We start from the raw sequence: 24,508 nt of genomic DNA, 5'->3' as shown, positions 1-24,508 counted from the left end.
CCCGTTTCAATTGGCATTGTGTAAAAAACCGGCAGTTTTGCCGGTTTTTTTATTTCTACAGCTAGTTCAGCTAAAACCGCTGTAAAGCCCGTCAGTCTTTACTTTCAACAAAAAATATCCACACCTATGAGTAAATATAAGCCTCAATCTTAAAATTTTATTTGAACTCTTAAACTTTAATCTGTCGGACAGCTTAAGGGCGTTTTATACGCATTGGTTCTGTTTAACTTTATGAGGATATTTATGACTCTTAAAACAAAACTATTCGCTATTTCACTAGTTACATTATTTGCTAGTGCCACTGCACATGCTAATCAGCCACCAGTGAGCCAACAACCTGCAAAAGTAACTGCTCAACAAAAAGCAATGCAGCTCCAGGCTAAACTGGCAAACGTACAAAAACAGGTCATTAAGGAAAAACCCGAACTGAAGAAAGAGCAAGAGAATCTTCAGGCAAGTTTTAATGAAGTTGTAACCCAGGCGGGTTTCCCAAAAGAGAAGGAAGAAAAGCTCGTTGCAATTCAAAAGAAGTTACAACAAGCCGATCCTGCTTCGGAAGAAGCTAAAGCCATGCAGGCCGAAATGCAAAAATACCAAAAGGACTTTATGAAGGCTCGTGCCGCAGTAATGAGTAATGAAGAACTACAAAAGCAGCAAGAAGATTATCAGACCAGTTTACTAACAGCCATGGTCGAAAAAGAGCCTAAAGTCAAAGTCTGGATTCAGGAGTTGAACAGTCTACGCGGACAAACTCAGTAATTTGGTTTACAAAAAAAGAGCCCACCTTTCGGTGGGCTAATGGCTTGCGCATTGATAAGCTGCTTTCTATTCAGCTTCTAGCAGAAAGCTAGGCCCAATAGAATTTAGCTGGGGATAAAACACAATTGCTGTGTTCATCTATGTAATAAGCATAAACTGTGCCAAAGTTTTTATCTATTTGATTTAGCTCAGAAATGTTAACTAGTCGATCAGTTTTTCAATGCAAACTTGCAATCTTTGTAAAAGATTTTGACAGCTTTTCTACTTCAAATGATTTTCTATGCTTAAAACAAAACAGCCTGCAATTAAGCAGGCTGTTCTTATACAAAGACAAATCTTAGTTATGAATTTTGAAATAAGTATCGATATCTTCGATTACTTCATTCAATACACGATTATCTGCACCAAAACCTGACCAGGCACTCGCATCAGCATAGAACTCTGGGTTGCCGATTGAACGGTTAACGTTAGCATCGATCATAGACACTTCCATTAATACTGCTGAACCGCCAGCCATGGCTCCTGCAAATATACGAGCAGCCGTGTTCACATATTTTATTTCTTTAATATGTGGCTTAATGATTAATGTTCTTTGATCAGAAACAGTAACCTCAGACTCATCTGTTACGATTTGTAGGTTTTTACCTTTAAAGGTAACTTGCATTAGCTTCTGCAAGTAGTCGTTCATTTTTACGCGTGCATCCTGATTTGAGTCATGTTCTGCAAACTCTGGAGAAATCGTAATTGGCGTTAAAATGATTCGCTCATAAGTTTGGATAGAAGTGCTTGGAGCTAATGCAGGACCTTGCGGTTTTGTAAGTCTGGTCGCACATGCGCTAAGTGCCAAAACAGTTAATAGTAGTAGTGCTATTCTTATTGTCTTCATAGGTTCCCTCGGTTGTTAGTCTGTAATTAAAAGAATAAAAACCAAAAGATTCTCGCAAAATCCCCTAATCTTGACAATAGCTACTTTATCCAGCCCAGCATCTGGTACAACATAGCAATTCGAGTATCGAGGTCGTTTTCTTCTAACACGGCCTGTTTCTGGCGTTCACTGATTGGCATATATTCGGTTAGGCGCTCAAGTACAAAACTCAGTTCAGTCCAGCGCTCGGGAATATCCAAGATGTCTACTTGAGGATGTTTCGATAAGTCGCTAAGCAGGTTAACCAACTCAGACTGATCATCAGTCATGGAGCGTTGCTGCACGTTATCAAGCCATGACACATTCGCTGTTATCAATTTATCCGGCATGATGGTCTGACTATTGATACGAAAGCGCTGTTTGCCAACACAGGTAATCAGTAGCAAGCCGTTATCTCGTTGATCAAAATCGACAATCTCAACGTAGGTTCCAAATTCAAAAGGAGTGGCTGGAATTCCTGCTTCATTGCCTTTTTTGATCAAGGTAACGCCAAAACCTTGTTGCTGAGAAAGCTGTCTGGCGATCATGTCCAGATAGCGTTGCTCAAATATTTGTAATCTGAGAACACTATCCGGAAAGACAACCCGCTGCAGCGGGAAGATGGGAATGACGCGATTGGCTTCTTGCTCAGGCACGCAGTCCGATACCTCGATTAAGCATATAAATCGCAAGGCTGGTCAATAGAGCAATAAAGACCAGAATCAGTGCAAAGGCTACTTCAATCGCTATATCAGAAGCCCCCAGAAAACCATAACGGAAAGCATTCACCATATAGATGATTGGGTTGGCTTTTGAGACACCTTGCCAAAATTCCGGCAGCAAACTGATTGAATAGAATACACCACCAAGATAGGTCAGCGGTGTCAGAATGAAGGTAGGAACAATTGCCACATCATCAAATTTACGTGCGAATACAGCATTGATAAAACCACCGATAGCAAATAGCACTGACGTCAAAAAGACCACACTGATGACCACGAAGTAGTTATAGATTTTCAAGTCGACGAAGAAAGATGCAATGATGGTCACGATGAGGCCGGTTAACAATCCGCGTAGCACTCCACCACCCACATAGCCAAAAAGAATCACCCAGTTAGACACAGGAGAAACCATCATTTCTTCAATCGAGCGCTGGTATTTTGCACTGAAGAATGAAGAGACGACATTGCCATAGGAGTTTGTAATCACTGACATCATGATTAAACCTGGCACGATGTATTCCATGTAGCCAAAGCCATCCATTTCGCCAACGCGCGAGCCAATCAAATTACCGAAGATTACAAAATAAAGAGTCATGGTGATTGCTGGCGGTAATAAGGTCTGGGTCCAGATGCGCGTCCAGCGGATGATCTCTTTGGTGACAATGGTTTTAAAGGCAACTAGATTCATGATGCTTGCCCTCCAGCTTTATTATCAGTCAGTCTGACAAACAACTCCTCAAGACGGTTCGCCTTGTTACGCATACTGAGCACCGTAATATCGTGTTGGCTTAGAGCAGAGAAAACACCATTAACGCCAAGCCCTTTATGAACATCTACTTCCAGAGTGGTTTCATCACGGCGACGCACATCATAGCCATCGATTGGCGGTAATTGCTCAGGAAGTCCGGTGGTATCCAACACAAAAGTCTCCATGTCTAATTTGGCAAGCAGTGATTTCATGTTGGTATTTTCGACAATCTCTCCATGATTGATAATTGCAATATTGCGGCACAGACTTTCTGCTTCTTCAAGATAGTGAGTCGTTAAAACAATCGTCGTGCCTTTATCATTCAAGTCCTGCATGAAGTCCCACATAGAACGACGTATCTCAATATCCACACCAGCTGTAGGTTCATCCAGAATTAATAATTTTGGATCATGAATCAAACCACGAGCAATCATCAAGCGACGCTTCATACCACCTGAAAGCTCTCTGGCTGGCGTGTTGCGTTTGTCCCACAACCCCAACTGTTCTAACAAAGGTTGTGCTCGCTTTCTGGCTTCCTTGCGTCCAATGCCGTAATAACCGGCCTGCTGCCAGATGATCTGTTCAACACCTTCAAAAATATTAAAGTTGAACTCCTGTGGCACCAGTCCAAGCATTTTCTTAGCTTTGGTTAGATCCGTATCAATATCATGACCAAAGACTTTAACCGAGCCACCCGTCTTATTCACTAAGGAACTGATAATACCGATGGTGGTGGATTTACCGGCCCCGTTCGGTCCAAGCAACGCGAAAAAATCACCCTGCTCAACTTCAAGGTCTATCCCCTTCAAAGCCTGGACGCCATTTTTATAGGTCTTGCTTAAATTCGAAATGGATAATGCTTTTGTCATTGAATTACCATGTTTGTGTTTGTTTTGATGTGCCCAGAAAATATCTGTCTCGTTGGCGACATCTGAAATGTAAGTGCGGAACTGAGTAACTCTCGTAAGAGTTAATTTCCAGAATAGCCCCATCTATGACCTAAGGTGTGGTCTATATCCAAATGATCAAGGATACGTGCCACCACAAAGTCCACCAGGTCGTCGATGGTCTTTGGTTCATTATAAAATCCCGGAGATGCCGGCATGATGGTCACGCCCATTTCCGACAGCTTGGTCATATTCTGTAGATGGATAGTGTTATAGGGCATTTCGCGTGGCACCAATAATAATTGGCCACGTTCTTTGAGCACCACATCGGCTGCCCGTTCTATCAAATTATCCGAAGCGCCATGAGCAATGGCACTTAAGGTTCCGGTACTACAAGGACAGATAATCATCTGCTTCGGAGCACTGGAGCCGCTGGCTACCGGTGACATCCAGTTATCGCTGGCAAAGGCCTTTATTTTTCCTTCCGCAATGCCCAGATGTCCAGTCAGTTCTTTTTCGATGACACTGGGCGCTTTGCTGACCTGCACGCCTACCTCAGTTGCAAACACGACGCGGGCTGCGCTCGATAACATTAAATAGACAGTGTCATAGTGGTGTGAAAGTTGCTCCAGTAAACGCAAGGCATAAGGAGCACCGGAAGCCCCTGTCACCGCCAGAGTTATTGCCTTACCTGCTTGTTGTTTTGAGGATTCGCTCATTAAGCCGCCAGTTGTTGCAATAGTTTCTGATGAATGGCGCCAAAACCGCCATTGCTCATCACAAGAATGTTGTCGCCCGATTGTACCATTTCCTTCAGTGAATTCAGTATCGAATCGACGTCAGGCAATATCTGTAGATTATCGAAGTCATTGACCTGCTCTATCGGAAATTGCCAATCAAACTCTGTTGGCTTATGAATAATCACCTGATCGGCGCCTTTCAGCGAGGCAAGTAAGGTATCTTTATGAATGCCTGAGCGCATGGTTGCAGAGCGCAAATCGACAATTGCAATGACCCGTTGCTGGCCGACCTTGGCACGGAATCCATCCAGTGTGGTTTTTACCGCGGTCGGATGATGCGCAAAATCGTCATAGACTTTCACCCCACCGGCTTCACCTTTCAGCTCCATACGGCGCTTAACGTTTCTAAACTCTGCCAGCGCATCACAACAGTGGCTGGCTGGTACGCCCGCATGGCGCGCTGCAGCAATCGCCGCCAATGCGTTACTCACATTGTGCAGTCCAATTAACGACCAATTAACCTCGCCCTGTTTCTGACCTGCGAAATACACTTCAAAGTGTCCGCCGTCTTGCTGTAATAACTTAAATTGCCAGCCCTTTTCATCGCCTATAAGCTCTTTGCCCGACCATAAGCCGCGATCGACTACTTCCTGCAGATTCATGTCCTCTTTCGGGTAAATCACCAGGCCATTGCCCGGGACAATCCGTAGCAAATGATGAAACTGAGTTTTAATTGCTTCAAGATTAGGGAAAATATCGGCGTGGTCATATTCGAGATTGTTCATGATCAAAGTACGCGGACGATAGTGAACAAACTTCGAACGTTTATCGAAAAAGGCGGTATCATACTCATCAGCCTCTACTACAAAGAATGGCGACTCAGTAACGCGAGCAGACAGGCCAAAATTTTCGGGTACTCCACCGATTAGGAAGCCAGGATTAAGGTTGGCGTATTCAAGAATCCAGGCCAGCATGCTAGCAGTGGTTGTCTTGCCATGGGTACCCGATGCTGCAAGTACCCATTTGTCGTGGATGATATTCTCAGCCAACCATTGTGGACCCGAGCGATAGGTCAAGCCCTGCTCGAGCACATATTCCACCGATGGATTACCACGCGACATGGCATTGCCCACCACCACACAGTCGGTATGTTCGGGAATATGTTTCGGGTCAAATCCCTGAATCAGCTCAATCCCCTGCTCTTCAAGCTGCGTGCTCATAGGCGGATAGACATTCTGATCACTGCCACTGACTGAAATCCCACGCTGCTTCGCCAGCAGAGCAATACCGCCCATGAAAGTGCCGCAAATGCCAAGAATATGAATATGCATGTTATCAATGTTGTTTCTAAGATGTGGGGATAATCATAAGCGAAGCAGAAAAATCCGTCATCTATTGAAGCGATAATTCTCGAAATAAGGTAAAATCGCGTCAATTTTGTGGGTCTTATTGCCCTGCATTAACAAAATTCGATGAGGGCTTACTCCCTCTCAATTAAAACTAAGTCAATAGAATGGCTCAATGGCGTTTCGAGCATTGCTTAGACAAGGCAGCTCTTATGACAAAAGGCGGAGTTTAGTAATCACTAAATGAGCATTTTTAGAATCAGCGCAACGCCTTATAAGCAAGCGCAGTAGTCATAGAGTCATTCTGATAAAGGGTACTATCGGGAAACATTATGGCTAAGAAAAAATACAACGCGTTTTATGCTCAGTCGGGCGGCGTAACGGCAGTAATTAATGCAACTGCGTGTGGTTTAATTGAAGCCGCTCGTGCTTCAAAGAATATCGGCAAAGTGTATGCCGGGAAGAATGGTATCATTGGTGCTTTGCGCGAAGAGCTTATTGATACCAGCAAAGAATCGAAGAAAGATATTGCGGGCCTGAAATTCACTCCGTCGGGCGCTTTCGGTTCATGCCGCCATAAATTAAAAAGCATTGAAGAAAATAAAGCCGAGTACGAACGCTTAATAGAAGTATTTAAAGCACACGATATTCGCTATTTCTTCTATAACGGTGGCGGTGACTCACAGGATACAGCACATAAAGTCTCTCAGCTCAGTGAAACTATGGGCTACCCGATCACCTGTATCGGTATTCCTAAAACGGTTGATAACGATTTACCGATAACTGACAACTGCCCAGGTTTTGGCTCAGTAGCTAAGTACGTTGCAGTATCGATTCGCGAAGCAGCTTTTGATGTTAAGTCTATGGCTGAGACCTCAACCAAAGTGTTCGTGATGGAAGTGATGGGCCGTCACGCGGGCTGGATTGCCGCAGCTGGTGGATTAGCTTGCGAAAAAGAAGGCGATGCACCTCACATTATTCTTTTCCCGGAAATCGCATTCAACAAAGAAAAATTCCTCAAGAAAGTAGACCGCACAGTTAAGAAATTCGGCTACTGCGCGATTGTCGTTTCTGAAGGCACAGCCTACAAAGACGGTACTTTCCTGGCGGATGCCGGAACCGTTGATGCTTTTGGTCATAAACAGTTAGGCGGTGTTGCTCCAGTTGTGGCGAACATGATTAAAGATGAGCTTGGCTATAAATACCACTGGGCGGTTTCTGACTACTTACAACGTGCGGCGCGCCACATTGCTTCTGCGACGGACGTCGAACAGGCTTATGCCATGGGTAAGGCAGCAGTTGAGTTTGCCGATGCAGGCAAAAATGCCGTAATGCCTACTATCGTACGTAAGAAAACTAAAAAATACAGCTGGACAGTTGGCGAAGCTAAATTAGCCGATGTTGCCAATGTTGAGAAAATGATGCCACGCAGCTATATCACGCGTGATGGTTTTGGCATTACTGAAGAATGTCGCCAATACCTGCAACCACTGATTCAGGGCGAATCATATCCGCCTTACAAAAATGGCTTGCCGCAATATGTTGAGCTGAAAAATGAATTGGTGAAAAAGAAGCTTAAAACTAAGTTTAAGATTTAGGTTAGTATTAATCTAATTTCTTCCTTGTAGGGTGCGTCGTGACGTACCCTACAACGACTTGGTTCACCTCGTCACTGCTGCTCCAAATTGAACTCTATTTTAACCGTCTGGCCCTTAACGGCGAGAGGCTGCCCATTATCCATCGCTGGTCTGAATCTCCACTTCTTCAAGGCAGCAACAGCTTCCTTATCAAAAGTTCTTCTTGGCTGTGAATCTACAACTTTAATATTGGATAGCGTGCCGCTGGTATCCACATCATATTGCAGCAGAACCCAACCTTCGATGCCCTGACTTGCTGCAGTAATCGGATAGTTAGGCTGAGCCTGAAACAGCGGCAATGCACTTCGACTGTCCAATAACTCGTGTGGCGCAGGAGCACCAATCACTTGCGCTGGGAAAGCAACATCCACAGGTTCGAAATCCACGGTAGGAATATCTGGCGTATCCAAGGTAGAAGTACGCAATGGCACTGCATCACCGGCAGATGGCGCGACCGCAGGAGGTTGCGGTTTAGGTAGCCTATTAGTTTTAGGTTCCTTTTCTGGCGGTAATGGTATATCCACCAGAGTCACAACTTCCTCTTTTTTCGGAACCTGATGATCACCGTTAATTAGTTGGCTCATCAGGAGTATTAATATGGCTGTTATGATTAAACCAATTATACTGGCGCTTATAATTTTCATACCCTTCTCCCTAGACTCTAATGAAACGTATTGTTCGCTTATATAAACGTTACCTATCCGGAAAAGGGTTAATTTATTTTTAACAAGACACTGAAAATCAGTTAGAGTAAGGCCTTTGAGGGATATACATAATTATAAACAATGCTACTGATACCAGCCGAAAACCGAATTTCAAAACAGAATCCTCCAATTTTGACAGCGTTTCTTATCATTATTAACTGCATAGTTTTCTTTGCTCTCCAGTCTGGTGATGATGAAATTTTCTATCAAGCGATAGAGTTTTATGTTGAGGAAGATCTGCTTACTCTTGAGCAAGAAGCTTTTGAGGAGTACACACTTGAAGAAAAAGGCGAGATATACGATCTACTTATAAATCCAAAGGTGCCCCAGGAAGCTTTGGTCCCCTATATACTGAGCGATGACAAGTTCGCAATTTATGTTAAGACTCGCTCAGATTATTCGATCGAATGGCGTACAAAAAGAGAAGAGTTAGAAGCAATATTAGAAAATTCCATTACTGAAAATTATAGTTTTTCTACAACCGAAAGTAGCTTACTTACAGCTTTCACCAGCATGTTTTTGCATGGAGACTACATGCACTTATTCTCTAACATGGTGTTTCTTTTCCTGTTCGGCTACAACCTCGAGCTACTCATAGGTCGACCCAAAATGTTAGCCTTGTATATCCTCTCAGGATTTGCAGCTGTAGGCTTCTTCTACATTACTTCAGGGAATAGTGCTACAGGATTACTTGGCGCTTCTGGCGCTATCGCAGGATTAATGGGCGGCTTTGCTGCCTGGTATGGCTTAAAAAGTATTCGCTACTTTTATTGGTTTCTTGTCTATTTTAATTATATTCGGCTTCCTGGTGCCTTAGCTCTGCTATTCTTTTTAGCTAAAGAAGTCATTTATGATATTAGTAGCGAAGACAATGTCGCCTATATGGCACACTTTGGCGGCCTTATTGGTGGAGCTATCTGTGTTTGGTTATTTAAACTCATGAGCTTAAATCGTGAACAATCAGTAACCGAGGTTACAGAGTCGATTGATATTCCGATAGAGGATGATAGCGCCGAGCGCGTTGATGAGCATTATCGCCAAGGACTTACCGCAACTCAAAACCTGGACTTCGAACAGGCTAAGACACATTTCTATGCCATTCTGAACGAGCAGCCACACAACAAAGACGTGTTAAACCGACTCTATAACCTGGAAAAAACCTCTCCCGAATCGACAAGTTATGCACGGTTATGTGCCGATATTTTACAAGTTTCAATTCACAATGATTCGTTAGCACCACTCGCTGAGCAGTGTCTGGATGATCTGAAACACAATGGTGTAGGCTTTAAACCTATCCCCGCGAATATATTGTTGGATTTTGCCCGTAAGCAGGTTCGCCATAAAAAAACCGAACCCATTAAGCCCATCATCAGCTTACTTGTTCAGCACTACAGTCATTTAGATAAGTTACCGGATTTGTTACTGCACTTTGCTTTTGCGGCCGGCCAGAATGGCGACTGGCAAGGTAAACAGAAAGTTTTAGGATTCGTCAGCAAAAAGTATCCTGATACCTTTGCTGGCCAGGAAGCAAAAAAAGCGCTACAGGAAGCTTAAACCTGTAGCGCTTTCAATAGCTCATTAAAGATGATTTATGGATTAGGACTAAGGGTTTGTTTCATATTCATGCAGACTCCTAATAACTTTTCAGCTTCTATTTTATGACTGCCATGCGGAAACTTGTCTAATAACTGTTTCAGCAAATCGATAGCCTTGTCATCGTCATTCATGACCTCTGCATAAAATTTAGCTTCTGCAGATAAAGCTTTTGCTAAATCCGGATCCTGCTCTAACTTCTCTTGCATATCAGTTGCCAATTTTTCAACAACCGGCAATAGCTTGGGATTGCGGACTGCACCAATCAATACAGCACGAGCATTCGCGTTCATTGGCTTAAATCGCGGTTCAAAGGAATCAATTTCCTGATAAAGTGCCAAAGCCTTTGGTGCGTGTTTAAACAGATCTTTTTGCTCGTAATAGGCGCGTGCAGCTTTAACGGTCGCTACTGGATTCTTACGCGCCATATTTAGCTTAATAAGTCTCTCTAGTGCCTGTGAACTGTATTGAGGATTCTTAGCGGCTTCATATAAGGCTGACTCAGCATCATCAAAACGTCCTTCCTGAATATACACATCAGCATGCGCCAGTTTTCGTATCTCATGAACCTGCTGAACATTTTCGTTATTCATAATTTGCTCAGCGTCGATACCATATCCCAGCTCTGCGTGGTATTGGTAAACGGCATATCCAAGCATGCTATGAATATAAAGAAGTGCCCAGGATGCCAAAGCAAAAATTAATAGGAAGGCGATCGGACCAGGAAACCAAAAATAGATAGTAATACTCGCCTTAAATAACCCCGCGCCTAACAAAAATATAAAAAATTTAAGGAGTAAGTATGGGAAACCAATGGCAATGATTGTTCTTAGTAACTCATTTGGCATCAAGGCGCTAGATAAGTGCCTGGTCATTGCCAAGTTAATTATCATTGCAGAGTACAGTAAAGCAAAGGCTAATGCCGAAATTAATACAGCTTCATACATCTGAAACCAGAAAAGAAACACGAAATACAAGGATATAAAAAGGTCTAATCCCAGACCGGCTTTTCCTATTTCATCATCATTAAATGTAATGGCTTCATCGTAAGTTGGAGCTTCGAAATCCCCCCTCGCAACCTTTGTAACCACCTTCAGAGAATAGCTGATCAATATGAAATAAAGAGCTAGATAAGTAAGCCATGTCAAAATGGAAATGGACAAGAACGAAGTTATAAAACCTGCAACTACACATATCGCTAAGAAAGTTGCTACAAATCTAATTGCATTTTTATGTAGTGCATACTTAGCAAAATCATTTAGCTTATTCCAGAAAGGCTCAACCTGATCGCTGATTCCATAAGAATCCATGTGATTGCGACATAACAAACAGCGTGGTGAATGCATTCCGGGTTCAACATCGCAGCAGTCAATACAGAAAGGAGCATCGCAGTGATTACAATGCCACAAAGCTTTTTTATGTAGATGATATTTGCAGTTCATACTTAATCCTTGAACATCAATTTATAGGAATAATTGGTTTTTTTATTATTATTTTGAGACGCAACCGTCACTTTATCAGAGGTACGGGGAAATATGAACTTTCTGCGTGTATCGGATTGTAGTTTGCAAGGGCAAAGCCCCTACCGTCCTTCACACATAGTGAGTGCTGAAAGTTTTAATACTTTAATTACAGCAATAGGCATGAGAAGCGAAAAAAATTTACCCTCTGGCGCGGCAAATGGGCTGGTTAATTGAGGAGTTCACAAGTAGTGAATGACGAAAATTAACCAGCAAAGCATTTACCCTAAAATGAGGAAAATAGCTCAAGTACGAGGCAAAACCTGGGGCGAGATTGGGAGTTTAGAGATACTAAATGACCAAGCTCGCTTAGGGTTTTAATAAAGTAATTGGGCTATTTAACCATTTTAGTTTATAGCAATGGGGCGATGACTAGAGACACAATCGCCATAACATTAATCAAAATGTTCATCGATGGCCCTGAAGTATCCTTGAAGGGATCACCCACGGTATCACCAACCACCGTTGCAGCATGGACATCGGAGCCTTTACCGCCAAAGTTGCCTTTCTCAACATGCTTCTTGGCGTTGTCCCACGCACCACCTGCATTGGCCATCATAAGCGCCAATAACACAGCACTAACCAGCGCGCCACCGAGCATACCACCCAGTGCTTCAGCACCCAGCAGGAAGCCAACTAATGGTGGAGCTGCTACCGCAATCACACCTGGCAGTATCATTTTCTTCAATGCCGCATCGGTTGCGATGGCGACGCATTTAGCGGTGTCTGGCTCAGCTTTACCCTCGAGCAAGCCAGTTATTTCTCTAAACTGGCGACGGATTTCATGAATCATCGCAAAAGCGGCATCACCAACGGCGGTCATGGTGATTGAAGCAATCAGGAATGGAATCAGACCTCCGATAAATAACCCCATCAATACTTGCGGATCGCCAATATGCAGCACAAAGTCATCAGCTCCATGTTTTGCATTCAAGGTTTCAACAAAAGCAGCAATAATTGCTAGTGCAGCCAGTGCAGCAGCACCAATAGCGAAGCCTTTACCAATTGCTGCAGTGGTGTTGCCAAGCTCATCCAGCGAATCAGTAATTTCGCGGGTTTCTTTACCCAGGCCGCCCATTTCCGCAATACCGCCTGCGTTGTCAGCTACTGGTCCGTATGCATCAATGGCCATGGTAATACCAACTGTCGCCAACATGCCTACCGCAGCGATACCAACACCGTATAGGCCAGCAAGCTCGGTCGAGATAAAGATGATTGCTGCTAAAGTCAATACTGGAACGACTACCGACTGCATGCCGACTGCCAAACCAGAAATCATAACGGTTGCAGGACCTGTTTCACCCGACTTGGCGATATGACGGATTGGTGCGCCTGAAGTGTAATACTCAGTGACCAGACCAATGATGATCCCACCGACAGCACCACAGACCACTGCGAACCAGACATTGTTGGACACATCCATATTCTGCAGTAAGAAGTAGGCTGCGATCACAAACAGTACTGCTGCACCAATGGTGCCAACACGCAAAGCCACTTCTGGCTTGTTGCTGGACATCATTTTGACAATCATGATACCTAAGATTGAGCAGATTAGACCTACCGAAGCTAGCGCCAGCGGCGTTGCCATCAGAACATTCTGCGCTCCAAGATCGGACGAGCTCATGGTTGCTGCAATCGCGATTGAGGCGATCATGGCGCCACAATAGGATTCGAAAATATCCGAACCCATACCGGCCACATCACCCACGTTATCACCGACGTTGTCAGCAATTACCCCTGGGTTTCGTGGATCATCTTCTGGTATACCAGCTTCGATTTTACCGACCAAATCAGCACCTACATCCGCTGACTTGGTAAAGATACCGCCGCCCACACGACTGAATAACGCTACAGAGGAGGCTCCCATACCGAAACCATGGATGTAATGAGCAGACTCCGGATCACCACCGAAGTACCAATAAAGAGAACCTAAACCAATCAGACCCAACGATGCGACGCAAAGTCCCATGATTGAGCCACCGAAGAAAGCTACGCTTAAAGCTTCCGCAGCACCTTTGGTATGAGCTGCAGTGGTCGTTCTAACGTTAGCCTTGGTTGCAGTATACATACCGATATAGCCAGCCAGGGCAGATGACACTGCGCCAACAGCAAATGCTAATGCGGTATAGCCTCCGAGTGGAGAAAGCCAGAGTATAATAAGTAAAATGCCCGCAAACATGGCGAGCATTCTGTATTCTCTATTCATGAAAACCATGGCGCCTGAATGAATGGCGTCACCAATTTTCTTAACTTTGTCTTCGCCTTCCGGGTATTTTTTTACGACGAAATAGATGATAAACGCGAAAGCCATACCTATTAAACCTAATAGTGGTGGCAATATCATGTTGTCTGTCATACATCCCCCATTGTTGTTTCGATTGTTGTATTGAATGCTGTATTGATATTTATATGTTTGATTGTTATCGGTTTTTTACAAACCTCGGATTCAGTCTATAGCAGTTTTTCGCTTTGTACAATTTTTATGCAGAATGTTCACCGATTATTCAATTTATTTTGTGAACAAAGGCCGTTATAATACGCGCCCTTCAAAGACTGAACGGTTTTCATGCTCCAAAAGAGCGCTGTTCATCGGGTTAACTCTCCTAACACTGAAAGGTAAAACAATGAGCTTGGACAATGTAGGTGCGGGTAAAAACGTACCGGAAGAAATCAACGTAATCATCGAAATTCCTGCACACAGCGATCCGATCAAATACGAAGTAGATAAAGAAACTGGTGCTTTGTTTGTGGACCGTTTTATGGCGACCTGTATGCACTACCCGACTAACTATGGTTATGTGAACAAGACCTTGTCAAAAGATGGCGACCCAGTAGACGTATTGGTTCCAACACCTTTCCCATTACTTCCTGGCTGTGTGATTCCTTGTCGTCCAATTGGCGTTTTGAAAATGACCGACGAGTCAGGTGAAGATGCCAAAGTAGTTGCAATCCCAACTGGCAAACTAAGCTCAATGTATCAGGGCATTCATGAAATTGAAGAGCTGCCTGAGTTACTTCGTAATCAGATAGAGCACTTCTTCGAGCATTACAAAGATCTTGAGCCAGGCAAGTGGGTTAAAATTGCTGGCTGGGAAGGCGCTGAAGCAGCTAAGAAAGAAATCCTAGAGAGTATGGAAGCGTATAATAATAATTAATACGCATTATCCTTATTCAATAAAAAAGCCTGCTCATTGCAGGCTTTTTTATATAAATCATTAAGCAATAATTTTCTGCAATAGATGCCTTTCTTTTTGATACATCTCAATTAATTGCTGTTGTAAATACAGGTCGTCTGGTTTCTTCTCAAGAGCAGCGGTGTATTGCTGCTGTGCATTTCGCAAGTCTTTCAGTGATTGTCTTATGGATGGATCAAGTCCTGCCTGAGACTGCTCTAACTGATAACCTAGCTTTGCATAATACTGACTACTTGCTAATTCTAGGCTGGCAACTGTTAACTTGAAGCTTGTCTGATCGGTTTGAGTGTTTGTAGTTTCAGTCTGTGCCAGTGCACCACTTTCCGCTTCCTTATTCTGCCAAGGCGAAATGGTATAGAAAGTTACTGCTAACACCAATGCTGCAGCAGCGGCCATTGGCTGCCAGAATTTGCGGTGCGTCTGAACGGTTTGCTCAGTGCTTTTTACTGATGTTTCGAGTTCAGCTGTTGACTGCTGTTCCAGCTTAGCCTGAATTTGCTGCCAACGATCAGGCGCATCTATGGCATCAGGCAATTGCTGCAAACGCTCAAGTAGCGCTTCAGTTTCCTGCTCTGTTAATTGCTTATCTGTCATACCATTACCTACTCAGATTACTGATTACACCAGTTTCGTTTATCTTTCCAACTGCTCTTTGAGCAACACTCTTGCTCGACTCAGGTGAGCCTTGCAGGTACCACTGGCGATACCTAATGTGTCGCCAATTTCTTCGTGGGTCATGCCCATAATATCATGTAGCAATAATACATTTCGGGCTTGGGCTGGCAATTTAACGATGGCTTTTTCCAGGTCAATCTGCTGAGGATGATGGGTTGCCGAAAGCTCATCTTCAAATGCCTGCTGCCAGTCCTGATCCGCATGTATTTCTATGTGGTTCTTACGCTGCTCGTTCAGAACCACATTGACTGCAATACGATAGACCCAGGTGCTAAACTTGCTATTCCCTTCAAAATTGCCCAATGCCTGCCACGCTTTAATAAATGCATCCTGCATGTGTTCTTCGGCCAATGCAGGACGTCCAGTCATTCGCAAACACAGTAAATAAATCTTGTTGCTGAACTGCCTATACAGTTGCTCAAACGCCTGCATATCACCCTGCTTCGCTTGTGCGACCAGCTGGTTTTCGTCGTCTAAATCCATTTGTTTATGAGGCTGTAGTTGCAAGGCTGTATTTATCGCTGTGTTTAATCTTTAGATGCTCAGTCTATCAAAATGGTTTAGTGACAGCCTATTAATCTTTTTGCACCAATTAGAACACAGTATAAAGGAAATCTAAGTGCTCAAAAAAAAGGCCCTTGGGGAAGGGCCTAAATGGGGATGTCATACTCTCTCATAGAGAAGTAATAAGAGAGTGACTTCGCTTTCTACAGGGGGTAGAACTGTTGAGCGGGTGCATGACTGGGAGGTAACTCCTGAAACAGTCATTACCAGCTCGTTTCAGGAGTAATTATGATGTGTGTTTAGTAATTAATAAAATTGATTATCTTTATAACTTTAATAGCTAGCAGCTATCTTTAATATGTTAACTCTATTATTAACCACCTTTTAATAAATCAATCAAATCAATGGTGGCTGCATTGGCGCGTGAAATATAGGATGACATGACCAGCGAATGGTTGGAGAAAAAACCAAATTCATCACCATTAAGGATCATGGGACTCCATATAGTTTCCTGCGTAGCTTCCAGTTCCATGATGATTTGCTGAAAACTGGTACGCGCGTTTTTATCTTCAAGCACGTGAGCAAAATCTTTTTCAATCGCTTTCAGTAACTGTATCTGCGCCCAGGTTGCACCGCGGGCTTCCCAGAATACATCATCAATCTGCATCCATGGCGTTTTTACTGTGACAATCTGACTAGCTGGTGTTGATTGCTCGGCTGCAGCATCGTTGGAAAGATCTGTGTTGATCCGCGAACGTCCAACGCTGGCACTTAATCGCTGCGATAATCCACCTAAACGTTTACTGACAAGATACAGCCATGAGCGCAGATTGTCAGAGCGCGCAAAGAACTGGGTATTTGAATCCTGCGGATCGGCAAGACGATCTCGATATTCCCTAAGTAGCTTTACTCCTTTGCGGTACTCACGCTCTGCACGGGGAAACATCCACTTTCTGTGGTCAATGTTAAATGCCGGCTCGGCGAATTTTAGTGCCTCATCTTCCAATGATTGTGACTGAGAACGACTCATGTCATTACGCAGAACCTGTGCCATGTCACGAATCTGCACTAATGCCCCAAACTCAAAAGCTGGCATATTATCCATAAAGATGCTGGGCGGCATGATGTCGTTACTGAGAAAACCACCACTTTTATTCAGCAGCTTTTCCACTATCTGCGCTGTTGTTTCTACTGTTACATAGCCCCGAGGGATCTCGCCAACGTAAGTTTGCTGAATGGAATCTACATCTACCGGATCAGGCTCAGAGCTCCAGATAAAAACAAAAACCAGCATTAAAACCAGCAGGACGATGATGCCCGCAAAAATGGCCGTCCATTTGTTACGGCTTTTTCCGTTACCGTTTATTGCATCAAATTCAATATCAGATTCACTCATGCGTTGCGTATCCCTATGATTAGCCTAACTTAAGCATTGTTTCTATCTAGCTTGACGAACTTTAAAGGCAACCTCAATAGGTTCCCTGTCCTTAAAATGTAAACGGATATTATAGCTCTGGCCTTCTACCAGAGGCTCTTTCACACCCATGATCATAATGTGTTTTGCGCCTGGCTGAAAAACCAGTTCCTCGTCAATAACCAGTTCATCAAGGTGTTCCATCTTTGCCATACCATCGACAACTTTAGATTCATGCATCATGGCATGATTTGCCCAGTCCAAAGACACATCCTCTAACACAATAGAAGTGTCTGTATTGTTTTTTATGGTCATAAAGCCCGCAGTGCTGCTAACCCCTTCCGGCATTAATCTTAACCAGGGATCGATGACCTCAATTTCAGATTTAGGTTGTGAACAGGCAGACAGCACCACCAATGTCACAATGGTAAGAAGCGAAAATCTAGATAAAAAGTTCATAGTTCAGCTTAAATTGGAAAAATGGATGTGATGCGAGTATTGTACTGACAAACTCATGTTAACTCTATGACCAACTTATGAAGACCATTATCGATCCAGCTCCGACGCCAACCATTCCCGTTATCAATGTCATTGACTCTGAAAGCGATGAAGGTTTTTCCACTGGCTCAGAGCCGATTTATGAGAGCGAATTCCCGGTCAGACGAATCTATTGTGTTGGCAGAAACTATGCTGCCCATGCCCGAGAAATGGGCCACGATGAGCGCGAGGCGCCATTTTTCTTCAGCAAGCCTGCTGACGCCATTGTTGTTAACCCTAAAAGACTTCCCTACCCGAAAATGACCAATGACTTGCACCACGAGGTTGAATTGGTAGTAGCGATTGGGGAACCTGCTGAATCGGTTTCAGTTGAGCAGGCAGAAAAGAGTATTTTAGGATACGCACTAGGAGTAGATCTGACCAAGCGCGACCTGCAGGCCGAAGCCAAAAGTAAGGGCCGCCCGTGGGATCTAGCAAAAGGTTTTGATCAGTCCGCACCTATCAGTTCGATTATCCTGAAAGAAGAATTAGGCTTGGTAAACTCTGGAAAGATTTCCTTATCAGTTGATAACGAGGTAAAGCAGTCAGCAGATATCAGCGATATGATCTGGTCGATTCCAGAAATTATCAGCGAACTGTCTAAACACATTTCGCTACAGCCGGGTGATCTTATTTTTACTGGAACTCCCGAAGGTGTTGGCCCTATTCAAAAAGGTCAACTTGTTCAGGCGGAAGTGCTAAACCGATTGAAACTTGCGTTTACGGTTGTTTAGCCTTTAATTGTTTCTCTAAAATGTAACCTCAATAACTCATAGGTACGTCATCCCCGCGAAGGCGGGGATCCATAGTATCTATAAAACACTCCTTGAGCTACTTTTCGCTACTCAGCGAGACCCTTTTCTTTGCTTGTCCAAAGAAAAGGGTCGAAAAGAAAGGACACCCCGTAATTGAGGTTTCGCTACGCTCAACTCCCTTCGCATCCGCCAAGCCACTTAACGCAGGGTCTGCCCCTTAGGGTACCGTAAAATACGTTCCATCTCCCTAAGGGATTTCCTTCGGTCACCTGCCCGAATTTTACTATTCAAAACGTCCTGTTTTGAATTGCTATGTCTTGTCTACTACTCAGCTCAATCAAAGGGGCCTATAGGAGCAAGCCTGAAGAGTATTAGTTTAAACTAACATCTAAGATCATAAGACCTATTAACCGACTCACAACGTCTGATAAATAAAGGTTACTATCTGATCCGGTTTGATAAAGTTTTTACCGTTTTCTTCATCATATTTAGCGCTTGGCTTAGCTGCTAAAACCTCTTCCAGGCTCATGCCTTTGTCTTTCAATGCAGCCACTGCATTACGTAAATCTTTGAGCATGGCTACAAACTCGGAAAGCTCTTTTTTATTAGACATTGGGCCGTGGCCAGGAATGATTTGGGTCTCATCATTAGCTAACGATAAACCTTTTTCTACCGCTGCAATATATCCATCAACTGTACCACCGCTACTGACATCTATGAATGGATAACCAATATTGAAATAGGTGTCACCCATGTGCAGCACATTGTCCTTAGCAAAGAAAATGATCGCATCACCATCGGTGTGAGCCTTAGCAACATGATACACGCGCATTTCATCACCATTGAGATGCAAACTTAATTCGCTATCAAAGGTAATGACAGGCAAGGCACCTTCAGGAGACGGTTCGACTTTACGACCAAGCGATGACATCTCAAGACCTGTGCTCATACGTTGTCTTACGTTGTCATGAGCCACGATAACAGTGCCGCTTTTGGCAAAGTTTTCGTTGCCGCCAATGTGGTCGCCATGCCAATGCGTATTGATTAAGTAGCTAACAGGCTGCTCTGTGATTTCCGCTACAGTGGCTTTGATTTTGTCTGACAGCGGTGCAAACTGATCGTCAATCATATAGACGCCATCGTCACCTACTGACAAGCCAATGTTGCCACCCTGGCCAAACAATACATAAATGCCATCTGTTAATTTCTGTGCCTTGATTTCGACCTCTGGTCGACCTTCAGCATGAGCAAAAGCCTGCCCACTGAAAATTAGTGCCAGGCTAAGTGCCGGGACTATTTTTAATAACCTGGTTTGCTTTAACTTTGATCCTATAAACATAGTCTTACCCCATATTTGTTTACATTCGCGCTCTACAGTTTAACCGAAACTTATGTAAAATAATTGTGAATAGACCCAACAAACACTAAGAGACTTTTATGGATACCCAGAAGGCACAAGCGTTTATCGATAAAAAGTGGGACGATGAAATTGTTCCCGAGTTGATTGAATACATTAAAATTCCTAATAAATCGCCACATTTTGACCCTAAGTGGGATGAGCACGGCTACATGGAACAGGCCGTTCAACAAATTGCCAACTGGTGTGAAGCGCAGGATATACCAAATAAGACTTTGGAAATTGTAAGAATTCCAGGTAGAACTCCACTTATTTTCATGGAAATTGCTGCAAGCGATGGTACCAATAATCCTAGTGATGACACCATTTTGATGTATGGTCATTTGGACAAGCAGCCTGAGATGTCTGGATGGGAAGATGGTCTTGGGCCATGGATTCCGGTTATGCGAGACAACAAGCTTTATGGCCGTGGAGGCGCAGATGACGGTTATGCTGCCTACGCTTCTCTTACCGCTTTAATGGCGATCCAAAAACAAGGACTTCCACACGCTCGAACCGTTGTAATCATCGAGGCTTGCGAAGAGTCTGGTAGTTATGACCTGCCCTACTATATTGATCAGTTGCGCGACCGTATTGGCGAGCCATCATTGGTTATCTGTCTGGATTCCGGTGCAGGGAATTACGAACAACTCTGGTGCACCATGAGTTTGCGCGGCATGGCCAGCGGCACACTAAAAGTTGATGTACTTAGAGAAGGTATCCACTCCGGTATGGGCAGTGGCGTTGTCCCTTCCTCATTCCGTGTCATTCGCCAATTACTAAACCGACTTGAGGATGACAAAAGCGGACGTCTATTGCCGAAAGAGTTTTATGCAGACATACCACATCAACGTTTAGAGCAGACACTAAAAGTAGCCGAAGTGCTTGGTGATGGCATCGTCGAAGCATACCCGTTCGTCGAAGGCGTGGAGCCGATGGCAGAAAACAATTTTGAACGTTTACTCAATCGTAACTGGAGACCAGCGCTTTCCTACACCGGTGCATCTGGTATGCCTGAGATTGAAAATGCCGGTAACGTCTTGCGACCAACCACCTCTTTGAAGCTATCATTGCGTTTGCCGCCAACAGCCGATAGTGAAAAAGCAACCGAAGCACTCAAGCGGATCTTAACTGAAAACCCACCGAGCAACGCTAAAGTAAGCTTCGAACCGGATCAGGCGGGTGATGGCTGGAATGCTCCGGATGTTGCACCTTGGCTAGCAGAATCCTTGGAGCGAGGCTCGCAAAATGTCTATGGCAAACCAGCCATGTACATGGGTGAAGGTGGCACGATTCCATTTATGGGCATGCTTGGGGAAAAATTCCCAGAAGCGCAATTTATGATTACTGGTGTATTAGGACCAAACTCCAATGCCCATGGGCCTAATGAGTTTTTACATATTCCATTTGCCAAGAAACTCACTACCTGTGTGTCTCAGGTGATCGTTGATCACTTTAACCGCAAATAGAAAGCAAAAAAAAGGCGCTCAATGCGCCTTTTTTTTAACAACCAACACTTACAACCAATCCGTCAAGACAAAGCCAACTCCAAGGCGGTTCACATGACGGTTATAATCAATCAAGCTTTCTCCATAGCCGTTAAAATATTGAACATAGCCACGCAACTTCCCATCGTCATCAAGTGGGAAAGTCCAATCCAGCTGTACTGCACCTTTGTTATCACTGCGTAAGTTATTTCTGATCATAACTCCGAAGTTTTGCTCGTCCCATTTGTATGCAGTGTATAGTTCGAAATAACCCATGTAATCATCAATATCGGGATTGTCATCCCCATCAGGCTGTGCAGGATCTTCTTTGCGTTCTTCCGGAATGCGCCACCAGGGATTAAACAATACCACCCAACGGTCTTTCTCAAAGGCCATTCGCGCATACAGTCGATTCCAGCTTCTGGACTTTAGGCCGCTCTGTCCATTGGATTGATGTGAAATCCCCGCTGAGAAGACCGGTACCTGCCAACCACCAATTTTCCAATCGGTAGCCCAACCAGCATAAATTTCTGGCTCATGATTGGTTTCGCGGAATGGGCTGGAAACATCGGAGTTATAGGCCTGCCAGTAAGATTGTCCTGTATAAGCAAAAAATAAGGCGCTATTTTCGCCAAAAGGCTCTTCCCAAATAGGCGTCTTAAAACTTACCTGGAATTTCACCTCAACATTGTCAATCTCACGCTCTTCCCCTACCGCATCCAAACTTGCCTGATTTGGTCGGTTATTAAACGTAATCGGTAAAAGATAATTAGGTTTATGCGGTAAAATCGCAAAACGATTGTCGCTAGCCCGATACTCGAGTCTTAACCGCTTTTTCAAAACATCAGAATCCTCCTGTGCGGTTTCGCCTGAAGCTTCCCCCGACTCATCGGTAAAGCTGTCATCAGTCAACAACTCTTTACTTGGGCGATATATTGCTAAGTTACTGTCTTTAGAGCAATAAGCCTGAATTTCTGAAATTGGAGTATCTTTGTCGCGCTTATCAAACTCCTGCAAAACACAACGATCATAATCTTCCTTAAAACTCTGCAGAGTCTCTTTGGAATGATCAAAAATGTCCTTTTTCTCTTCTGAATCAGATGCAGCCTCAGCACCCTCTTCAGCAGTAAAACCCACATTAGAATTTAACAGTAGTAAGGTCGCACCAAACCAAAGCAAGGCTTTAGATGTCATAGGATTACTATTTAATTGAAGTAAGATTGGCGAAAATTGTAGCAGATAAAAATGAAGAGAACATGAATAGTTATGATAAGTGGGAACAAGGACAATAAGCTAAACAGGTAACCTCCAGCAGAGGCTACCTGTCTAACTCATCGACTACCCCTCCACAATTTGCTTGAGGTTTTGCAGACCTTTTTCATACTGAGGTCCTACGGCTCCTTCCATTAGAAAGTAGCCTACGTAACGGCCCATCAGGTCGTTGCCAAAATCGACATCGAAGGTCCAGGTTACCCGAGTCTCCTCATATGAAATCTCATCAAGCAGAAAAGAGCTTTCGGCAGGCATCTGTTCCTGACCAAACTTCATCTCGAACTTAACCGCATTAGGATAATTACTTTCAATAATTTTATAGGTTCCTGAACCCACTTCAGGCATTTGACTATCCCAAGCCATAGTTGCACCTACACCACTGTTTGGCCCAGTAAAGGTATAAGTCGCGTTAGGATCAATTTCCGCCCATGGAGACCAGTTATTAAAATTCTGTAGATTGTTTACTTGATTGAAAACTGTGTCTTTAGTGGCATTCACCGTAATGGAACGCTCGACATGACGGGTTTGCGGCAGGAGGAAACCAACCACAACCAAAATAACGGCAAGAACCGCGATAATGATTAGTAACCATTTTAGGAACTTCATAGAACCTCCAACATTCAGGGAGAAATTCTACTTTAGCGTAAACTAATGCAAATTTGCAAATTTAGTGACAGAGTTCACGTTTTGGCTAACAGCTGTGCGCTGATTAATGTTAGCGCAGGTGGCACTCCAGATAGGCATTTCCATAGTCTTCTAACTCACCCTGAAGATAATCCGGATATATATCAAAGCCATAATATTCCCTTTCATGTTCCCAGCGTCGCACGAGTTCTTTGTATAAAATTTCTGAACCCGTCTCTATCCGTATTTTAATATCCTCGAAATCTTCATGATCAGCGTAAAGTCTTTGTATGTTTTTAAATGGATCATTTGAAGATAAAAAGACACCTTTTAGAGCTTCGTCATTCTTAAAAATATTAGTTAATAATTTTTTATACGCATGACTTTTTATGAGCACATCCTCAATCAAATTATCCTTATACTCTTTTCTATCCATTTGTCTTGCGGCCAAATCTAATAGCATTGAAAGCTCAAAGACTGAACCAACTTTCCCGAAAACAGCAGCTCTGAAGAGATAATCCTCTCCCTCACTAATACCAACCAAATCAATTTGATGATTTTTAATAATCTCTTGCGTCTGCTCCTGAGTTCGATATTGACTATCGCTTCTTGAAATCCTAATGCCTGTCGCTGAATGCCAAATTTTATCCGAGCCATAAACCATCATAGCGTTTGGATCATTACTATCTGCCAATGGCTTAAGTGCCTCGAACGACATATTCTGGTAAACACCATCACCCATCATTTGCTCATCATTTAGATAAAACTCTTCAATAATCTGGTGATACTGACGGTCAAGATCCGGATATTGTTCGGCTAACTGCTCTTTGCAAACATTAGATGGGAGTTGCTCTTTTATTTCTTCTTGGACTTCATTTTCAAGAGGAGTGGAATCATCGGCCTGTTTCTGCACTGTGGGAGTTTCTAGTTCTATGGAAGAGGTAGAATTAGCTGTTTTATTAGACTCAGCAAGATCCTTTATCTGAGTCTCAGAGTCCTCATCTTGAAGCAAGATGAATAGCAATATCGCTGTGATTGCCAGGCTAACTAACAGAATTAAGATCTTCTTCATAGCAATCTGTGCCTTTTA

23 protein-coding genes are annotated in these 24,508 nt (G+C 43.6%); 6 read left to right on the top strand and 17 right to left on the bottom strand.

What is annotated here, in order from left to right; translation table 11 throughout:
* Positions 1-243: 243 nt before the first annotated feature.
* Complete coding sequence (locus CW740_RS02745) at positions 244-759, top strand: hypothetical protein (RefSeq protein ID WP_106646091.1); 516 nt, start codon at positions 244-246, stop codon at positions 757-759.
* Between the two features lie 337 nt (positions 760-1,096).
* Here CW740_RS02745 and CW740_RS02740 read toward each other — a convergent pair whose 3' ends face one another.
* From CW740_RS02740 to mpl, 6 genes are all read right to left on the bottom strand, one after another.
* The gene (locus tag CW740_RS02740; RefSeq protein ID WP_106646090.1) at positions 1,097-1,645 is read right to left on the bottom strand and encodes a hypothetical protein; all 549 of its coding nucleotides are present in this window, start codon (positions 1,643-1,645) and stop codon (positions 1,097-1,099) included.
* A gap of 80 nt (positions 1,646-1,725) precedes the next feature.
* Entirely contained in the window at positions 1,726-2,319 is a 594-nt protein-coding gene (locus CW740_RS02735) for an LON peptidase substrate-binding domain-containing protein (protein WP_106646089.1), read from the bottom strand.
* Complete coding sequence (locus CW740_RS02730; protein ID WP_106646088.1) at positions 2,312-3,073, bottom strand: ABC transporter permease; 762 nt, start codon at positions 3,071-3,073, stop codon at positions 2,312-2,314. Before CW740_RS02730 ends, CW740_RS02735 begins: the two co-directional genes overlap by 8 nt.
* Positions 3,070-4,002, bottom strand: a complete 933-nt coding sequence (locus CW740_RS02725) for an ABC transporter ATP-binding protein (protein WP_106648000.1) — start codon at positions 4,000-4,002, stop codon at positions 3,070-3,072. Before CW740_RS02725 ends, CW740_RS02730 begins: the two co-directional genes overlap by 4 nt.
* 101 nt (positions 4,003-4,103) lie before the next feature.
* Positions 4,104-4,739, bottom strand: a complete 636-nt coding sequence (locus CW740_RS02720) for a flavin prenyltransferase UbiX (protein WP_106646087.1) — start codon at positions 4,737-4,739, stop codon at positions 4,104-4,106.
* On the bottom strand, positions 4,739-6,091 hold the full coding sequence (gene mpl / locus CW740_RS02715) for a UDP-N-acetylmuramate:L-alanyl-gamma-D-glutamyl-meso-diaminopimelate ligase (protein ID WP_106646086.1): 1,353 nt from the start codon (positions 6,089-6,091) through the stop codon (positions 4,739-4,741). Before mpl ends, CW740_RS02720 begins: the two co-directional genes overlap by 1 nt.
* Positions 6,092-6,438: 347 nt before the next feature.
* Between mpl and CW740_RS02710 the strand changes: the two genes are divergently transcribed.
* A complete protein-coding gene (locus CW740_RS02710) occupies positions 6,439-7,704 on the top strand; it encodes a 6-phosphofructokinase (protein ID WP_106646085.1) in 1,266 nt (421 codons plus the stop codon).
* 71 nt (positions 7,705-7,775) lie between these two features.
* Here the strand turns inward: CW740_RS02710 and CW740_RS02705 are convergent, their stop codons facing one another.
* Complete coding sequence (locus CW740_RS02705) at positions 7,776-8,387, bottom strand: energy transducer TonB (protein WP_106646084.1); 612 nt, start codon at positions 8,385-8,387, stop codon at positions 7,776-7,778.
* A gap of 192 nt (positions 8,388-8,579) precedes the next feature.
* On the opposite strand from CW740_RS02705, the gene CW740_RS02700 reads away from it, so the two are divergent.
* Entirely contained in the window at positions 8,580-10,001 is a 1,422-nt protein-coding gene (locus tag CW740_RS02700; RefSeq protein WP_227523884.1) for a rhomboid family intramembrane serine protease, read from the top strand.
* 35 nt (positions 10,002-10,036) lie between these two features.
* On the opposite strand, the gene CW740_RS02695 is transcribed toward CW740_RS02700, so the two are convergent.
* Both CW740_RS02695 and CW740_RS02690 read right to left on the bottom strand, forming a co-directional pair.
* Positions 10,037-11,350, bottom strand: a complete 1,314-nt coding sequence (locus tag CW740_RS02695) for a tetratricopeptide repeat protein (protein WP_106647998.1) — start codon at positions 11,348-11,350, stop codon at positions 10,037-10,039.
* Positions 11,351-11,912: 562 nt separating this feature from the next.
* On the bottom strand, positions 11,913-13,916 hold the full coding sequence (locus CW740_RS02690; RefSeq protein WP_106646082.1) for a sodium-translocating pyrophosphatase: 2,004 nt from the start codon (positions 13,914-13,916) through the stop codon (positions 11,913-11,915).
* 268 nt (positions 13,917-14,184) lie between these two features.
* Between CW740_RS02690 and ppa the strand changes: the two genes are divergently transcribed.
* Positions 14,185-14,715, top strand: a complete 531-nt coding sequence (gene ppa / locus CW740_RS02685) for an inorganic diphosphatase (RefSeq protein ID WP_018625263.1) — start codon at positions 14,185-14,187, stop codon at positions 14,713-14,715.
* Positions 14,716-14,775: 60 nt separating this feature from the next.
* Here the strand turns inward: ppa and CW740_RS02680 are convergent, their stop codons facing one another.
* The 4 genes from CW740_RS02680 to CW740_RS02665 form a co-directional block, all read right to left on the bottom strand.
* Positions 14,776-15,348 carry a hypothetical protein gene (locus CW740_RS02680; RefSeq protein WP_106646081.1) on the bottom strand — a complete coding sequence of 191 codons (573 nt, stop codon included), beginning with the start codon at positions 15,346-15,348 and terminating at the stop codon, positions 14,776-14,778.
* Positions 15,349-15,387: 39 nt separating this feature from the next.
* Positions 15,388-15,912, bottom strand: a complete 525-nt coding sequence (locus CW740_RS02675; RefSeq protein ID WP_106646080.1) for an RNA polymerase sigma factor — start codon at positions 15,910-15,912, stop codon at positions 15,388-15,390.
* 394 nt (positions 15,913-16,306) lie between these two features.
* The gene (locus CW740_RS02670; RefSeq protein ID WP_106646079.1) at positions 16,307-17,329 is read right to left on the bottom strand and encodes a DUF2333 family protein; all 1,023 of its coding nucleotides are present in this window, start codon (positions 17,327-17,329) and stop codon (positions 16,307-16,309) included.
* A gap of 42 nt (positions 17,330-17,371) precedes the next feature.
* Positions 17,372-17,806: a copper chaperone PCu(A)C gene (locus CW740_RS02665; RefSeq protein ID WP_106646078.1), complete on the bottom strand. Its 435-nt coding sequence runs from the start codon at positions 17,804-17,806 to the stop codon at positions 17,372-17,374.
* 77 nt (positions 17,807-17,883) lie between these two features.
* Between CW740_RS02665 and CW740_RS02660 the strand changes: the two genes are divergently transcribed.
* Positions 17,884-18,618 carry a fumarylacetoacetate hydrolase family protein gene (locus tag CW740_RS02660; RefSeq protein WP_106646077.1) on the top strand — a complete coding sequence of 245 codons (735 nt, stop codon included), beginning with the start codon at positions 17,884-17,886 and terminating at the stop codon, positions 18,616-18,618.
* A gap of 436 nt (positions 18,619-19,054) precedes the next feature.
* On the opposite strand, the gene CW740_RS02655 is transcribed toward CW740_RS02660, so the two are convergent.
* Entirely contained in the window at positions 19,055-19,978 is a 924-nt protein-coding gene (locus tag CW740_RS02655) for an MBL fold metallo-hydrolase (protein WP_106646076.1), read from the bottom strand.
* A 98-nt stretch (positions 19,979-20,076) separates the two neighbouring features.
* Between CW740_RS02655 and CW740_RS02650 the strand changes: the two genes are divergently transcribed.
* On the top strand, positions 20,077-21,504 hold the full coding sequence (locus tag CW740_RS02650; protein WP_106646075.1) for a M20 family metallopeptidase: 1,428 nt from the start codon (positions 20,077-20,079) through the stop codon (positions 21,502-21,504).
* Between the two features lie 48 nt (positions 21,505-21,552).
* On the opposite strand, the gene CW740_RS02645 is transcribed toward CW740_RS02650, so the two are convergent.
* The 3 genes from CW740_RS02645 to CW740_RS02635 all read right to left on the bottom strand — a co-directional run bounded on the left by CW740_RS02645 (position 21,553) and on the right by CW740_RS02635 (position 24,490).
* A complete protein-coding gene (locus tag CW740_RS02645; RefSeq protein ID WP_106646074.1) occupies positions 21,553-22,716 on the bottom strand; it encodes a phospholipase A in 1,164 nt (387 codons plus the stop codon).
* A 144-nt stretch (positions 22,717-22,860) separates the two neighbouring features.
* On the bottom strand, positions 22,861-23,400 hold the full coding sequence (locus CW740_RS02640; RefSeq protein WP_106646073.1) for an SRPBCC family protein: 540 nt from the start codon (positions 23,398-23,400) through the stop codon (positions 22,861-22,863).
* Between the two features lie 109 nt (positions 23,401-23,509).
* Complete coding sequence (locus tag CW740_RS02635) at positions 23,510-24,490, bottom strand: hypothetical protein (RefSeq protein WP_106646072.1); 981 nt, start codon at positions 24,488-24,490, stop codon at positions 23,510-23,512.
* Positions 24,491-24,508 lie beyond the last annotated feature (18 nt).

The organism is Kangiella profundi, assembly GCF_002838765.1.
GTDB lineage: Bacteria > Pseudomonadota > Gammaproteobacteria > Enterobacterales > Kangiellaceae > Kangiella > Kangiella profundi.
Note: the sequence above shows the minus strand (reverse complement) of the source record. Positions and strands in the feature narration are given on the sequence as shown.